Here is a 14589-nt window from a genome sequence, read left to right as displayed (position 1 = left end):
CGAAGCCAAATGATCTGAATTGATTCCAATTACCCGTCATTCTATTTATAGAGGTTATGAAATCCTGCGAATAAGTGAGCATTCAAGAGATACTCGTATCAAACTGAGGGAGTTCAAGAAGGAATCGTTATGATTTTTGTTGAATTTAGAATAAAGTTGGTATAGGAATTACAATTGAATAACCCTTGGAGGAATTATGACTATTTATTTAATTCAGTTAGAGGCAATACCGCTTATTGATAATCCAGAAAGTGAAGAATGTGTCGGTGCTTTTGTAAACTGTTGGGTTAAATCAAAAAATATAAAATTAGCTTTGAATACAGCCAAAAACTACGTCGTCAATCAAGGTTGGGAAGTAATAAGCATTGAGGACCAATTCATAGCGAGTCGAGATATGTACTTAGGAGATACTCAAGAAGATAAGGAATTACTCGAATGCTTTGATGAAGCATTGAGGGAGGACATTTCTGCGATTTTTTATACATACGAAGAAGCTGAAAGCGAAGATGATTTAGACATTATCCATTGAGAAGAACCTTAACGGGGACAAGAGTTTAAAATGGGACCGCTGAGGCGGTCTTTCTTTTCTTGTTGAGCTAACGGGCAGTTTAGTTGAAAAAAGGTGAAATTCCCCAAGTTACAAAAAACATTATGTTAGGTATAATTAAGCTATTAAATAAGGTATCGTTATTAATAGGGTGAGATAATGGATTTATTGGGTGCAATGTCTGTTTTGATTGGTTTTGTAGCGTTATATGGTGGATTCGCCTATAATAAAAAAAGACACGAAAACGATGGTTTAGATGGTTCTGGAGCTGATTCAATCATCGGTGCCATCATCGCTTTATTCGTTGTCATCTTATTCAGACTGTTGCCATATCAGGTTACCAAAACATTGTTATTTATATTTGCCTTTATTTGTTTTTGTTTTAGTGTTTATGCATTTACTCACTTACACTAATGGGTGCTTGAGTTAAACAAAGAGTCGTATCTGCGGCTCTTTTTTCTAGTTAAACTAAAGGGCAGGTTAGTTCAACTAGAAACTATACTAATTAATGGAATTATTTATTAACACTTTGCTAAAGTTAGATTGGATATTTACAAGAAGTGCTAAAATTTATGATTTAATGTCGCCCAATAACTGGTAGAGCTAATGACCTAATAATGTTCCGATCGCATCTTTATCCACATCGATAAATCCTACTTTCTTTCATAGTTATAAAGTTGTATCACACCCCTTAAACACTCTAATCCTTTGCCAAACCTTTATGGTTTGGGGCTTGCGGAGGTTGTTCCAACCATTCGTTTTCAATCATTAAGTTTACACCATCTTTAGCGTATTGAGCATTTTCTGCTGTTAAACGAACATAAGATGCTGCAATATCCTTTCTTAAACTTGCTGCTGAAGAAGTTGCATAGTTCGAAATACTTGATGCAATTAACAATGTAATATGAAACATGATTAATTTATCAGAAAAAGGTGTGAAAGTTGAATCTGTGACTTCAAGGTCCCATGCTGCTGGTGCTGGAATGTCATCCTCAGTTAACATGGATGAAAACAGTTGAATATGTTTTTTAGATATTTCTTTACCTCTATTACAATAATCACTAACCTTTTCAGACTTCGCTACTTGGGCAAAACCTTCTAAAAGAGCTCTACCAACTGCATTTGCCTCAATATTTGCTGCAATATGAGTAATTTCGATTACATTTAGAGGTCTATTATTTAAATTTAAAAAACCACCTAAATACTTCTTTTTATCAATGAAATCAACACTATCAGGAGTTGAAACATAAGGTGGTCTTACAAATAATCCCTTTGATAATAAAACGTTGGCTGTTTTATTATATAGTTCTATTGAGGCTTGTATTGCTTGACTTAGGAAATCACGGACATCAGAATGTGCGGAAGTTGCCAAAGCCACACCATATATAGATAAACCAACTTTTGACATATTTTTAATATAATATAAGTAAAAAGCATCTGAAAATAGACGTGGAGAACTTGGACTTACATCTTCGTCAGAAAAACCAACTGGAATTGGTTGATTATCTTTTTTTAGTATTTCCTTGCTCATATTTAACATTTTTTGTGATATATTAAGTGCAAATTCTAAAATTGATTTTATATCTGGTTCATCCACATTAGCCAAAAAATATTCCATAATACATTTAGAAAAACTGTTGTTCACATAGCTACTCCACATAATTGAAATTTCAGAAGATGTCAATCTTGGATTATGTTCTCCCTCCATTTTATACCCTCCCATAAATCGATAATTATAATATCCACTAGTAACTGGTAGTATATTCAAATTCCAAGATAATTATATTAACCGATTAAGTCTTTATAAAATCAGAGAATCTGATTAATTATAAAATAAAAATCTTATTCAAGTAACGGGTGCGTGTGCGGCCGAGCTTAGGTCGTATCATATAGCGGGTGGGATTCCCGTCGAGTAAGAACTAGCCATTCGCTCGTAGCGAGTCTTGGAGGGCTAAAGGTAACTTTAGTCTTTAAGCGTAGACAGTTAGGTAGCGGGCCGAAAGCCAAATGGTTGAAGGGATTGAGCTCCATAATGTTAGTAAACCGAGAGGGCTGATGCGTTACGCACAGCAGAAAGCTACATTTTATCTTTCGTTAAAGGCAAGAAGGGTAAAACCTCTCTGGAGTCAGAGACCTTGGCACGTTATACATTGATATGATACGGCAACTCGGGAGACCCTACCGGTCTTTTCTTTTTTTAGAAGAGTATGGTCAACAAGCGATAATAAGCAAGGAAACCAAATGCCGATGTAGGGAGTCGGATAGCAGCGTAGTACCAATGAAGTTGGGTAATGCCGATGGAGGAAAGGCTAGCTACCAGTTATTACCCTTATTAGGGACACATTTACTACACACAGAGGTAGGTATTATAAATGGAAACAAAACTACTAAGGATAGCAGAATTAGCAAAATCTGATCCTAAAATGGAATTTACATCTCTTGCACATCTATTAAATAAGGAAGCATTAGTTCAATGTCATCTTGAACTACCCAATAAGAAGGCAACTGGGATTAACGGTACTACTAAAGAGCAATACGGTGAAAGTTTAGAAGAAAACATAGAGGATTTATTAAGTAGGCTTAAAAGCAAAGGCTATCGTCCTGTTCCAGTAAGGAGAATGTATATTCCAAAGCTCAATTCAAATAAGAAAAGACCACTGGGAATACCGGAACATGAAGATAAAATTGTTCAAAAAGGCATTACAAAGATACTAAATACCATTTATGAAAATGACTTTCTAGACTGTTCCTGTGGATTCCGCCCAAATCGCAACTGCCACGATGCTTTAAAAATACTGAACTATTATATTGAAAAGAGGTCAGTAAATTATGTAGTAGATGTAGATATTAAGGGTTTTAGCGACATTAATTTAGAATGATATTTGGCCGTTTAGACGAAAAAAGAACTATAATACTCCTAAATACTAACTCATTCGCAGTATTACTATTTTTTTAAGTTCCAGTCCGAGTACCGTAAGGTGTCTGAAAGGAGCTTACAGGGTCACCCTTCAGCCCAATGATCGTACGCATTTTTCGCATAGGGTGCTGTTTTGAAAGTTCTTTTAAGTCTGTGATCGTAATATGTAAATAGATTTGGGTTGTATTTAAACTTTTATGTCCGAGTAACTTTTGAATGGACACCAAATGAGCCCCTTCTTGAAGAAGATGCGTAGCACAAGTATGACGCAGTTTATGCGGAGTCACTTCTTTATCTATACTAGCTTCTTTAGCATATTTTTTAACCATATATTGAATGGCTCTTGGAGTAAGAGCACCACCTTTCTTACTAACAAACAATTCTGGGATCTCACCTTTTCTAACCTCTATGTACTCTTTTAAAGATTCCTCAACAATGGCATCTAAAGGCACATAACGTTCGCGTCCTCCTTTACCAGTTATAAGGATCCGATTTTCTTTAAAGCTAATATCCCTTACTTTGAGAGTACAGATTTCACTGACACGTAACCCGGTAGAGTAAATTAATGTAAGAATTACTTGATCACGACGCCCTAAAGTCGTTGTAGTATCTGGTTGAGAAAGGATATCCTGCATTTCTTTGGTTTCTAGGACCACCGGAAGGTGCTTTGGTATATCTAATAACTTAGGCCACTTTTCACGTTCATCTTGTTTTGAGTCCAGGATCTCCATCAGGATAAGAAAGTCAATATACGCTGAAAGAGTGGCTAACTTTCTTTGAACCGCAGCTGAAGAATTATTTCGTACCACGCGAAGGTAGCGAATATAATCCACAACCAACTTAGCTTTAGAAGGATTATCCACATTTGAGTAGTGATCAGTGCAATAAGCTTTAAATACTCTTAGATCAATAGCGTAAGCTTCAGCTGTCTTTGGACGACAACCACGAACCATCTGTGTATATTCTAAAAACTCTTGAATTAATGAATCATTCATTATCTTTTTTCGCTCCTGACAATGGTGGTATATTTTTACGTAATAAGCTTACTGCTTTTCTTAGATCTTCGAAATCCGCGTGAGCATAAGGATTTGTTTCAGCTAATGTCTTATGGCCTAATGCTTTTGCGATTACTTCAATTCGCCCTCCACGTTGAATGAGGTGGGTTGTAAAGGTATGGCGGATTGTATGTGGACTAACTGGTTTTTGAATTTTGGCGATTTCTGCATAATGTCTAATACGTCTAGTAACTGTCCAAGGTTTTATGCGTGAACCCTCTAAATTTAATAAGAAAGGTCCGGATTTTTCCTTACGGTATAACCCGATATATTGTTTGAAATCATTCAAAGCAGCTTTTGGAATGGCAACCTGTCTGTCACGACCTTTACCTTCACGAATATGTACCCATCCCTTTTTCAAGTCTATATCTTCAATGTTTAGGTTACTCAGTTCTCCCACACGAAGACCGGTAGAGTATAAAACCAGTAGCGTCATATAGTCAGTAAATCCTTCTCGTGTAGTTCGATCTGGTGCAGATAATAAACTAATCATTTCATCTTCCGTTAAGTAAGATTGTTCTTTTGGTTGTTTTGGGACCATTTTCAACGCCTCCATTGGATTGTCCGACCTCCAGCCGCGTTGAATGGAATAAGTAATAAAAGACCGAAGGTGGGATAGATTTTTATCTATCGTACATTGAGAGATTCCAGCCTGTCTACGTGAGCTCAACCAACGAAAAATATCACGACCATGTAGTGCTTCTATCCCATTCTCTATACAATTAGGACAGCCTAAGGCAAATCTAGTTAGACTAAAACGAAATTCTTTAATCGTACCTTTACTATATTTTTTCATACCAATAGCTGTTCGAATAAACTCCTCGATTTGTTCCTGAAGTTTTCCAGTTAGGGGTTCATCGATAGGAGATGTTTTAGTGTATTTCCGTCGCAGTGAAGTCATTGGTTTTTTACGTGCATTGGTTTCTGAATAAATCTTTGGACTTTCTTGGATTTTTACTTCATTAATAGGATGAGATTCTAATGTAGCAGCAATTTCAGGATTTTCAATTCTTGCATAATGAAGTGTAGTTGTCGTTCTTTTATGACCAAGCCAATCTTTAATATGTACAATATTTCCCCCTTCCTTGAATAGGTGAGTAGCACAAGTATGACGTAATTGATGAGGACGTAATGGTTTACTCCACATTTCAGAGTATGACTTGAAGGTGACCCCAATGAGATTATTGGTCATTGGTTCTTTTCTCCATGTGAGGAACAGTGGATCATCTATATTAAGGTCCTTACGTGTAGAAAGATAAATCTCGAGTAATTCTAGTACTTCAGAAACAAGGGGCACTCGTCGATCCTTCCGTCCTTTACCAGCCCGAATACAAAGCACCTGATCCTCCCAAAGGACATCACGAAGTTGAAGATTAGCCACTTCGCCAGCTCGTATGCCTGTGGCATACATCAGGGAGAATAAAGCTAAATTTCTCTTTCGTATAGGATCAAACTGACGTCTACCTAAAGAGGAATCGACCTGTCTTCTTAACTCTTTCAGGCATTCCTGTATTTCATCAAAGGAAGCTACCTCAGGAAGAGACTGGTAAGCATCCAAGTTTGTGTAAGATAAGTATTCACTGGGGTTGTTAGTGCAATATTCCTGTTGGATTAAGTATTTAAAAAAGGAACGAATCTGGCTAACAATAAGGTTTCGGTAGCCAAGAGATTTTCCATCAGTCCGTTCAATACAATAGTTTTCAAGATTAACTAGTGTAACAGATTGGAAATCTAGGGAACGACCCTCAAGATATTTAATTAGTTTCTTTAATTCTCTCCAGGTACATAAAACACCTTTCGGTGTATATCCTCTAACGAAAGTCTGATATTCGCGATATTCTTCAATAATAGATTCCATAATCTTATCTCCTCTAGAATAGTTTACAAGATCGAAAGATCTTGTCTATGCTTAATGATCATGTATCTATCTTATATCGCTAAAAAAGGATTCTTCGACAACGTTGACCACATATGGATGATGGAGTTCTTAAAACTGCGAATCGCTGACCCTAACCTACTAAGAATAATTGGTAGGTTTCTTAAAGGTGGATACATGGAGGAAGGTAAGAAATACAAGACAGACAATGGCACACCGCAAGGTGGAGTAATATCTCCGATATTAGCCAATGTATACCTCCATTATGTCCTTGACCTATGGTTTGAGAAAAGGGTAAGGAAACAGTGCAAGGGACAAGCATACATAGTGAGATATGCAGATGATTTTGTTTGTTGTTTTCAATATAAAAGTGAAGCCCAGCAATTCTTCCATTCTTTAAAGTTAAGATTAAAGAAATTTAACTTAGAAATAGCAGAGGATAAAACCAAAATTATTCCCTTCGGGCGGTTTGCGGAGCAAAATGCAAATCAACAGGGGAGAAGTAAACCAGCTACTTTTGATTTCCTTGGGTTTACACACTATTGTGGGAAAAGTAAACTAGGGAAATTTCGAGTAAAACGAAAATCAAGCAGGAAGAAAGTACAAGGTAAACTAAAAGAAACGAAAGAATTGCTGAAGAGTAATAGAAGTAAAGATATTCATATGATTATGGATAGATTTAAACGCTCACTAATAGGTTATTACAACTATTATTGCATCACTGATAATACCCAAAATGTTAACAACTTCAAAGACAAAATCGAAAAGTTATTGTTTAAATGGCTTAATAGAAGAAGCCAGAGGAAATCCTTTACATGGGATAAATTCAATCTATTTCTTAATAAATATCCACTTCCATCTCCAAGAATTAAAGTGAATATATATGATTTAAGAAAAGAGATAAGCTACATTATGTGAATGATAACTAGGAGGAGCCGTGTGCATTAATAGTGCAAGCACGGTTCTGTGAGGGTTGCGCCTTGAAAGCTCAAGGAATACACGCGACTTGAAATAGTCGTCTAGATAATGCTTAGCCAGCAGTCTTGTACCGAGTCTTGCGTGGTGCACGGTAACGTTCACTGCGAAGCGTAGACAGGAAGATGGCAGGCCGGAATAAAGTGAAGAGGATAATTAGTCCCGAAATTGAACGTGATGTGGAGTAGCCGACCTTTTCTCTCAATGGGGAAGGCAATAAAGAAATAACCGCCAAAGGCAAGGTCATTCTCATTACTCCCGGGATTCGTACCTACGGCATGTCATCAATGGATTCCTTGGGAACAAGGGAGATCCAATGAACTTCTACAGGATGTAGATAAGAATTCAACAAGCCTACAAAGCAAGGAGAATTCGATGGTTTATTGGAAGTCTTACTAACTGATAGTACTCTGAGATAGGGAGAGCCTATTACATGGGGAAGCGGTTAGCGGAAATTGAATCAATCTAAGGAAACATGAGCTTCATTCAACGGAAGATTTCGGTCCTTAATTCAAAGTAAGGAGAAACCAATCATGACAACAAGATTAGAGAGAATAGCAGTAAAAGCTCAACAAGATGCAAAACTACAATTTACATCATTAGCACACCACATTACAAAAGAGTTGATTTGGACTAGTTTAAACCATATGCCGAAGAACACTTCACCTGGCATTGATGGTACCACAAGGGATATGGCTATAATTGAGTTTGAAAATTGGGTTGGAGAAATGATGAATTCAATCCACAGACATAGCTATAAACCTCCAGCAGTAAGAAGGGTCTGGATACCTAAACCTGGGAAAGTCGAAAAACGACCAATCGGAGTACCTTCGGTGGCAGATAGAGCTTTACAAAGAAGTACAGCAACGGTACTTTCATCAATTTATGAACAAGACTTTCTAAATTTTTCATACGGGGGTAGGCCAAATAGGGGAGCACATAATGCCTTAGCTAACCTTAATGAGACTATTTCAGGGAAGAAAGTTAGCTGGGTACTGGAAGCTGACCTGAAGAACTTCTTTGGAACCTTAGACCATGATTGGATAATAAAATTCGTGCAACATAGGATTGGTGATCCTAGAATTATTAGTCTGATTAAAAGATGGTTAAAAGCAGGTGTAATGGAAGGTAAGGATATTCACGTCAGTAAAATAGGAACACCGCAAGGTGGTTCAATTAGTGTACTGTTAAGCAACATTTATCTTCACTATGTATTGGATTTGTGGTTTGAGAAAGCAATAAAACCAAGGCTCAAAGGTGAGTCATATCTAATAAGATATATCGATGATTTTGTAGTGTGTTTTCAATATCGTTCAGATGCAATAAGGTTTGGGAAAGTCCTTGTGAAAAGATTAAGGAAATTCTCATTAGAGCTTGAACCTAATAAGACTAGGTTAGTAGAGTTTGGACGGTTTGCCAGTAAACATGCCCTGCAAAAAGGAAAGAAATTAGAAACGATCTATTTCCTAGGTTTTACACATTATTGTACAAAAAACCGTAAGGGTAATTTCATGGTAGGTAGGAAAACCGAGAAGACCAGATTTAAGCGAAGTGTAAATAAAATCCAAGAAGTACTTCGTACTATCAGACATTGGTCTATAAAAGACCAAGTTGAGAAGATAAATCAAATTCTTAGAGGTCATTACAATTACTATGGTATGGCTGGCAATCTTCGGTCAATAACAAAAATCTATAAAATTACGGAACGTTATTGGAGAAGAATGTTAAGTAGTAGAAGCCAAAAGAGCTATATAACGTGGGAAAAGTTCAATAAGATTAAGTCGATTTTTCCTCTAGAGCGTCCTAAACTTTCAATTCCATTTTCGGAATTAAAGATGTACGCGAAACTGTGAAGCAATTTCTGAAGAGCCCGGTGCGGGAAATCCGCACGCCGGGTTCTGTGGGGGTTTGAGTCGCCAATTGGGCGACCTTTCTACCCGGAGGGAGAACACAATCTACCGAAAGGTAGAGAGGTTCTCTTCTACTCGACTACTTCAATAAGAACAACCAAAGTCTGCAAAAACAGATGTTTACACTTGATAAGTGGCTGAAATGGTCACTCTTTTTTTTGTTTGTTTATTTTTCCATTAAAGGACCCGAGAGTTGAAGATGAAAAAGATTACCGCAACGACCATTTCTTAAGTTAAAACATCCCGTTACTTTAAGATACAAATCATAATCATTACGTTTTATATTGACAGAAAATTTAAAACATAGTATATTCATAAAGGTGTAAATAGGAATTGTTACGATTTGCATTGAATATTAAAAAGGAAAGGGAGATATTTTATTTATGCAAAAGGAACTTATCAAATCAATACTTGTGTTTTTCTTATTAGGGATAATCCTAACAGGCTGTCAAGAAAAAGTAGAAACACCTGTCGAAAATGCTTCCTCTGATTCTGAACCTGCTTCTTCTGATTACAATTCTGAATCTACAGAAAGTACCAATCATAACCATAGTCACGATGATGAAAAGCAAAAAGAAATATATTCAGGGATATTTGAAGATGACGAAGTTGAAGATAGAGAATTATCAGATTGGGAAGGAGATTGGCAATCAGTCTATCCATACTTATTAGATGGAACTTTAGATGAGGTCTTAGAGAAAAAAGTAGAAACAAAGAAAGATAAAACTTTTGCAGAGTACAAAGAATATTATAAAGTTGGGTATGAAACAGACATTGAACGAATCGTTATAAAAGATAATACGATAACATTTTATAAAAATGGAGAAGTAAAAACAGGCGAATATAAGTATCATGGATACGAAATTTTGACTTATGAATCCGGAAATAGAGGCGTTCGTTATTTATTTGATTTAGTTGGAGTATCAGATGGTGTCCCAAAACATGTTCAATTTAGTGATCACAGTATTTATCCAATAAAAGCTGAACATTATCATATTTATTTTGGAGATGAAGATCAAGTCACTCTTTTAAATGAATTAGACAATTGGCCGACATATTATTTTTCTAATTTAAGTGGAGAAGAAATCGCAGAAGAAATGAATGCACATTAATTTTTGATATTTTAGTAACTATTCAAGATTAGAATTACTTAGAGTGGCTTAGCGGTCACTCTTTTTTATGCCAAAAAAGACCCTTGATCAAAAGATCAAAGGCAAAATTGGGGGCTTAGTGGTCTAGGCTAAGCCTCATAATTAGGGGGTTTAACTTTCTTAGAGGAAAGAAAATATGCGTAAGCCTGTTCAAAAGTAAAATTGACTTTGTTTGATTCTTCTTCATTTACTGATCTACTTGTAAGTCTTTTTCTTTTCATTTACGTCACCTCAATACACTTTTTATTAAGAAAATGTAGGCAACGTATCAACGTATTTTTGGTATTAATATGTTGGATATATGATGTTATTTAAGCATCACATTGATGCTTATTTACTTGCTAAACTTGCTTAATTTCCGTTGTTGACTTTGAAACATTGAAAACAATGTTTAGAAATATTGCAGTAAGGCTTCCTGTTACGATCCCGCTGCTGGTGAGGATTTTAACGCCTTCTGGCAGGTGGGAAAACATATCTGGTACGGCAGTTACGCCCATTCCCATACCGACAGAACAAGCAATGATCAGAAGATTTTCTTGTGATGCAAAATCTACATTTCCTAGCATTTTTATTCCGTAAGCAATGACCATTCCAAACATTGCCACCATTGCGCCACCAAGAACAGGTGTTGGAATAACGGTAGTGAATGCCCCGATTTTAGGAATAAACCCTAAAAATACTAGTATCCCGCCCATTGTATAAATGACGTTTTTGCTTTTAACACCTGAAAGCTGAACAAGTCCCACGTTTTGCGAGTAGGTTGTGTATGGAAAAGCATTAAATAAAGCACCGATTATACTCGCGAGACCTTCAGCACGATATCCTCTTGATAAATCCTTTTCATTTAATTTTTTTCCTGTGATATCACTTAGAGCGAAATATACACCTGTTGATTCTACCATGCTCACAATTGCTACGAGAGTCATAGTAAGAATCGGGGTCCATTCAAAAGTAGGTGTACCAAAATAAAATGGCTTCACCATATGGAACCATGATGCATCAGCTACCGCTGAGAAATTGACTTTCCCCATAATAGAAGCAGCAAGAGTACCACCAATTAATCCAAGTAGAATAGAGATCGAGCGAATAAAACCTTTCGTAAATCGATAAAGCAAGATGATAAAAAGCAACGTTCCGAAAGCTAAACTGATATTTGATAGGCTTCCAAAATCAGGGCTTCCTTGACCACCTGCGATGTTATTCATTGCCACCGGGATAAGTGTAATCCCAATAATGGTTACAACTGAGCCAGTCACAACAGGTGGGAAGAACTTAATTAATTTTCCAAAGAATTGAGAAATAATAATGACGATAAGTCCTGAGATAAGAATCGATCCATAAATAGCGGAAATACCATACTGTCCTCCAATGGCAATCATTGGTCCGACTGCAGTAAACGTACAGCCAAGTACAATCGGTAAACCAATTCCGAAAAAGCGATTCTGCCAAACTTGTAAAATTGTCGCAATTCCGCACATTAAGATATCGATCGATACCAAGTAGGTTAATTGTTCTCCGGTAAATTTAAGTGCTCCTCCGACGATAAGTGGGACGATTACCGCTCCGGCGTACATGGCTAATACATGCTGAATTCCTAACGAGGCTATTTTAAAAGGATGTTGTTTCATTTAATTAATTCCTCCACGTTCTCATTTATAAATGACACTTTTCCGTTTGAAAGCGAGGCAATCCGTGCTAAGGATTCAACCCTTAAACCAAGGTCCTTTAATTTTTGTGGACCATGTTGAAAGGACTTCTCGATGACAATGCCAATTCCAACAACTGTTGCATGGCTTTTTTGAACAATATCTACTAAACCAAGTGCAGCTTCCCCATTTGCAAGGAAGTCATCAATGATTAGGACTCTATCATTTTCATTTACATATTTCTTTGAAATGGAAATTTCGTTTGTTTCATTTTTAGTAAATGAATGGACTGAAGCTGTTAATAAATCATCGACAAGCGTCAAAGATTTTCTTTTTCTTGCGAAGATTACAGGAACATTCATATATAAACCAGCCATAACTGCAGGAGCAATTCCTGAAGATTCAATGGTTACGATCTTTGTAATACCATCACCTGCAAAAATCCTTGCAAACTCTTTTCCTATTTCAAGCATTAATTGCGGGTCTATTTGGTGGTTTAAAAATGAATCTACCTTTAGAACATTTTCCGATAGAACCTTACCGTTAGTGCGGATTTTCTCCTCTAGTAATCTCATGTTTTTTTGACTCCCTTTTAAAATAATAAAAGCCCAAAGGTCATTACATCACATCAAAAAATGAGTGAGGCAATGACCTTTGGGCTTTGTGTCCGAAAGGAAAAGGAATTAGCGCTCTTTAAAAAGAATCGCGACTTTCCCATTACCCACTCATAGTCTGATTGTTAACGGCAATCGGGTAGAAACTTGCGGGCCATATCCCCGCGATTATATGAGTGAAACCATATTAATTTATTCACATTATAAAACACAAGAAAAGAGTAAATCAATCATTTTTTCGCAAAAAACGAACATTTTGTTTTTTAAAATTAAAAATCGTTCGTGTATGGTAATCGTTTTAATTGGCGTAAATAAAAGGCTATATCAAAGATTGAATAACCATTCATTTTCAGGTACTATTATAGTGTATAATTTATTCAGAAAATTCTAAAATAAAGGGTGAGCAAAATGAAAAAATCGATTCCTGAATCATGGTGGAACCAGTTGAAACTACCGGTCATTTCGGCCCCGATGTTTTTGGTTTCAAGCACTGAACTCGTGAAAAATTGTTGCTTGAATGGCGTGATTGGTTCTTTTCCTGCTCCAAATGCAAGACCAATTGAGGTTCTTGATCAGTGGATGGGGAAATTAAATGAAGAGCTAGAAAAGGCTCGTGCACTCGATCCTAACCGAAAAATTGCTCCTTGGGCGATGAATATGGTGGTACATAGCTCTTACAGCCGCCTGCAGGAAGAACTTGCATTGATTAAAAAGCACCAGCCGCAATTGGTGATTACCTCCTTAGGAAGTCCGAAACTAGTCGTCGATATTGTGCATGAATATGGCGGGCTCGTATTCTCTGATGTGAGTGATTTGAAGTTTGCTCAAAAAGCAGCTGAATCTGGTGTCGATGGACTTATTTTGGTAGCAAGCGGGGCGGGCGGTCACGCGGGTCAAATTAACAGCTTTGCCTTCGTGGATATGGTCCGTAATTTCTGGGATGGTATCATTGTCCTTGCTGGTTCCATTTCAACAGGGAAGGGAATTTTAGCTGCTCAGGCAGCAGGCGCTGACCTTGCCTATATGGGAACCCGCTTTATTGTTGCGACAGAAAGTATGGCCAATGATGAATACAGGGAAATGCTGGTTGAAGCCACACAAGAGGATATCATTTTAACGGATGCTTTCTCCGGCATCATGTGCAATATGCTGGTACCTAGTATTAAAAAGGCAGGTTTGGACCCAGAAAAACTTGTCAAAAAAGACAATGTAAACTTTGATAATATGCAAAGGGAGACGAATGCGAAAGCATGGAAGGATATTTGGTCAGCAGGACATGGCGTCGGGGCAATAAATAAAATAGAATCGGCTTCTGAAATAATTAGTAGTTTAGAAAAAGAATACAAGGAAGCATTACAAAATATCAATCGAAATGTAGGGAAATTGAGTTCGGTTTCCGTAAAATAAGAAAAGCATACGATTGCGAAAAGGGACTCTCACAGTGAAGCAAACAAATGTCCTTGACGAGGAAAATTAAATAGATGAAAAAAACCGGGCATTGTCCGGTTTTTCTTTTGGAGTAAAAGAACTTATCCCCGAATTTTGCTTACTTTTTGTTTTTCTCCTTTGATACCATATTGACTACTTTATAACCTGGTTTCATCTTAATCTTCTTAATACCACTATTCATTGTGACTTGGTACATGGTAAATTTTCGAGGCTGATGTTCCAGTCTATCAATTTTTTTAATGGTTTCTTTTTGAAAATATTTATGTATTTTCTTCGTTTGCTTTTCTGGTTTTTCACCGTAAAGAAAATCGTAAGCAATTATAAATAGAAAAATAAATACCGCCCCAATAACTAGTGTGTATAAGGTTGAAAACAAAAATGACAAGGTTGACATCCTTTCTATGTAGCGTCGGAATGACTCAGTACGATTAAAAACAATTATAACTTAA

13 protein-coding genes and 1 riboswitch are annotated in these 14589 nt (G+C 36.7%); of the genes, 7 read left to right on the top strand and 6 right to left on the bottom strand.

Annotated features, from left to right (window positions below; all coding sequences use genetic code 11):
• Nucleotides 1-196 precede the first annotated feature (196 nt).
• Together J7E67_RS19890 and J7E67_RS19885 are read left to right on the top strand one after the other, a co-directional pair.
• The gene (locus J7E67_RS19890; RefSeq protein WP_214719002.1) at nt 197-529 is read left to right on the top strand and encodes a hypothetical protein; all 333 of its coding nucleotides are present in this window, start codon (nt 197-199) and stop codon (nt 527-529) included.
• Nucleotides 530-706: 177 nt separating this feature from the next.
• Entirely contained in the window at nt 707-961 is a 255-nt protein-coding gene (locus tag J7E67_RS19885) for a hypothetical protein (RefSeq protein ID WP_214719001.1), read from the top strand.
• Between the two features lie 286 nt (nt 962-1247).
• Here the strand turns inward: J7E67_RS19885 and J7E67_RS19880 are convergent, their stop codons facing one another.
• On the bottom strand, nt 1248-2255 hold the full coding sequence (locus tag J7E67_RS19880) for a DUF3231 family protein (RefSeq protein ID WP_214732714.1): 1008 nt from the start codon (nt 2253-2255) through the stop codon (nt 1248-1250).
• 664 nt (nt 2256-2919) lie between these two features.
• Here J7E67_RS19880 and J7E67_RS19875 point away from each other — a divergent pair.
• Nucleotides 2920-3426 (top strand): reverse transcriptase domain-containing protein, encoded by a 507-nt coding sequence (locus J7E67_RS19875; RefSeq protein WP_251026875.1) that lies wholly within the window; start codon nt 2920-2922, stop codon nt 3424-3426.
• A gap of 73 nt (nt 3427-3499) precedes the next feature.
• Here the strand turns inward: J7E67_RS19875 and xerA are convergent, their stop codons facing one another.
• Together xerA and J7E67_RS19865 are read right to left on the bottom strand one after the other, a co-directional pair.
• Nucleotides 3500-4459 (bottom strand): site-specific tyrosine recombinase/integron integrase, encoded by a 960-nt coding sequence (gene xerA / locus J7E67_RS19870; protein WP_214732713.1) that lies wholly within the window; start codon nt 4457-4459, stop codon nt 3500-3502.
• Nucleotides 4452-6377, bottom strand: coding sequence for a tyrosine-type recombinase/integrase (locus J7E67_RS19865; RefSeq protein ID WP_214732712.1), 1926 nt, complete (start codon nt 6375-6377; stop codon nt 4452-4454). Before J7E67_RS19865 ends, xerA begins: the two co-directional genes overlap by 8 nt.
• Before the next feature lie 54 nt (nt 6378-6431).
• Here J7E67_RS19865 and J7E67_RS19860 point away from each other — a divergent pair, with 54 nt between their 5' ends.
• The 3 genes from J7E67_RS19860 (at nt 6432) to J7E67_RS19850 (ending at nt 10392) form a co-directional block, all read left to right on the top strand.
• Nucleotides 6432-7313, top strand: a complete 882-nt coding sequence (locus J7E67_RS19860; protein WP_308161457.1) for a reverse transcriptase domain-containing protein — start codon at nt 6432-6434, stop codon at nt 7311-7313.
• Nucleotides 7314-7903: 590 nt separating this feature from the next.
• The gene (gene ltrA, locus J7E67_RS19855) at nt 7904-9223 is read left to right on the top strand and encodes a group II intron reverse transcriptase/maturase (RefSeq protein ID WP_214732711.1); all 1320 of its coding nucleotides are present in this window, start codon (nt 7904-7906) and stop codon (nt 9221-9223) included.
• A 440-nt stretch (nt 9224-9663) separates the two neighbouring features.
• Complete coding sequence (locus J7E67_RS19850) at nt 9664-10392, top strand: metal-binding protein ZinT (protein ID WP_214719203.1); 729 nt, start codon at nt 9664-9666, stop codon at nt 10390-10392.
• Nucleotides 10393-10772: 380 nt separating this feature from the next.
• On the opposite strand, the gene J7E67_RS19845 is transcribed toward J7E67_RS19850, so the two are convergent.
• Both J7E67_RS19845 and J7E67_RS19840 read right to left on the bottom strand, forming a co-directional pair.
• A complete protein-coding gene (locus J7E67_RS19845; RefSeq protein WP_214732710.1) occupies nt 10773-12059 on the bottom strand; it encodes a nucleobase:cation symporter-2 family protein in 1287 nt (428 codons plus the stop codon).
• Nucleotides 12056-12652: a xanthine phosphoribosyltransferase gene (locus J7E67_RS19840; protein ID WP_214714930.1), complete on the bottom strand. Its 597-nt coding sequence runs from the start codon at nt 12650-12652 to the stop codon at nt 12056-12058. The genes J7E67_RS19845 and J7E67_RS19840 overlap by 4 nt, the downstream gene beginning before the upstream one ends.
• A 133-nt stretch (nt 12653-12785) precedes the next feature.
• Nucleotides 12786-12887: riboswitch (purine riboswitch) on the bottom strand.
• A 212-nt stretch (nt 12888-13099) separates the two neighbouring features.
• Here J7E67_RS19840 and J7E67_RS19835 point away from each other — a divergent pair.
• A complete protein-coding gene (locus tag J7E67_RS19835) occupies nt 13100-14098 on the top strand; it encodes an NAD(P)H-dependent flavin oxidoreductase (protein ID WP_214732709.1) in 999 nt (332 codons plus the stop codon).
• A 139-nt stretch (nt 14099-14237) separates the two neighbouring features.
• On the opposite strand, the gene J7E67_RS19830 is transcribed toward J7E67_RS19835, so the two are convergent.
• The gene (locus tag J7E67_RS19830) at nt 14238-14525 is read right to left on the bottom strand and encodes a hypothetical protein (RefSeq protein WP_214714926.1); all 288 of its coding nucleotides are present in this window, start codon (nt 14523-14525) and stop codon (nt 14238-14240) included.
• Nucleotides 14526-14589 lie beyond the last annotated feature (64 nt).

The sequence above is a fragment of the Bacillus sp. ISL-46 genome (genome assembly GCF_018613205.1).
This window is presented reverse-complemented; position numbering and strand designations above follow the sequence as displayed.

Coding starts and splice junctions, on each gene's coding strand:
- J7E67_RS19840 (WP_214714930.1), bottom strand. CDS start 12,652: ATGAGATTACTAGAGGAGAAAATCCGCACTAACGGTAAGGTTCTATCG.
- J7E67_RS19890 (WP_214719002.1), top strand. CDS start 197: ATGACTATTTATTTAATTCAGTTAGAGGCAATACCGCTTATTGATAAT.
- J7E67_RS19860 (WP_308161457.1), top strand. CDS start 6,432: ATGATCATGTATCTATCTTATATCGCTAAAAAAGGATTCTTCGACAAC.
- J7E67_RS19885 (WP_214719001.1), top strand. CDS start 707: ATGGATTTATTGGGTGCAATGTCTGTTTTGATTGGTTTTGTAGCGTTA.
- J7E67_RS19865 (WP_214732712.1), bottom strand. CDS start 6,377: ATGGAATCTATTATTGAAGAATATCGCGAATATCAGACTTTCGTTAGA.
- J7E67_RS19880 (WP_214732714.1), bottom strand. CDS start 2,255: ATGGAGGGAGAACATAATCCAAGATTGACATCTTCTGAAATTTCAATT.
- J7E67_RS19875 (WP_251026875.1), top strand. CDS start 2,920: ATGGAAACAAAACTACTAAGGATAGCAGAATTAGCAAAATCTGATCCT.
- ltrA (WP_214732711.1), top strand. CDS start 7,904: ATGACAACAAGATTAGAGAGAATAGCAGTAAAAGCTCAACAAGATGCA.
- xerA (WP_214732713.1), bottom strand. CDS start 4,459: ATGAATGATTCATTAATTCAAGAGTTTTTAGAATATACACAGATGGTT.
- J7E67_RS19835 (WP_214732709.1), top strand. CDS start 13,100: ATGAAAAAATCGATTCCTGAATCATGGTGGAACCAGTTGAAACTACCG.
- J7E67_RS19850 (WP_214719203.1), top strand. CDS start 9,664: ATGCAAAAGGAACTTATCAAATCAATACTTGTGTTTTTCTTATTAGGG.
- J7E67_RS19845 (WP_214732710.1), bottom strand. CDS start 12,059: ATGAAACAACATCCTTTTAAAATAGCCTCGTTAGGAATTCAGCATGTA.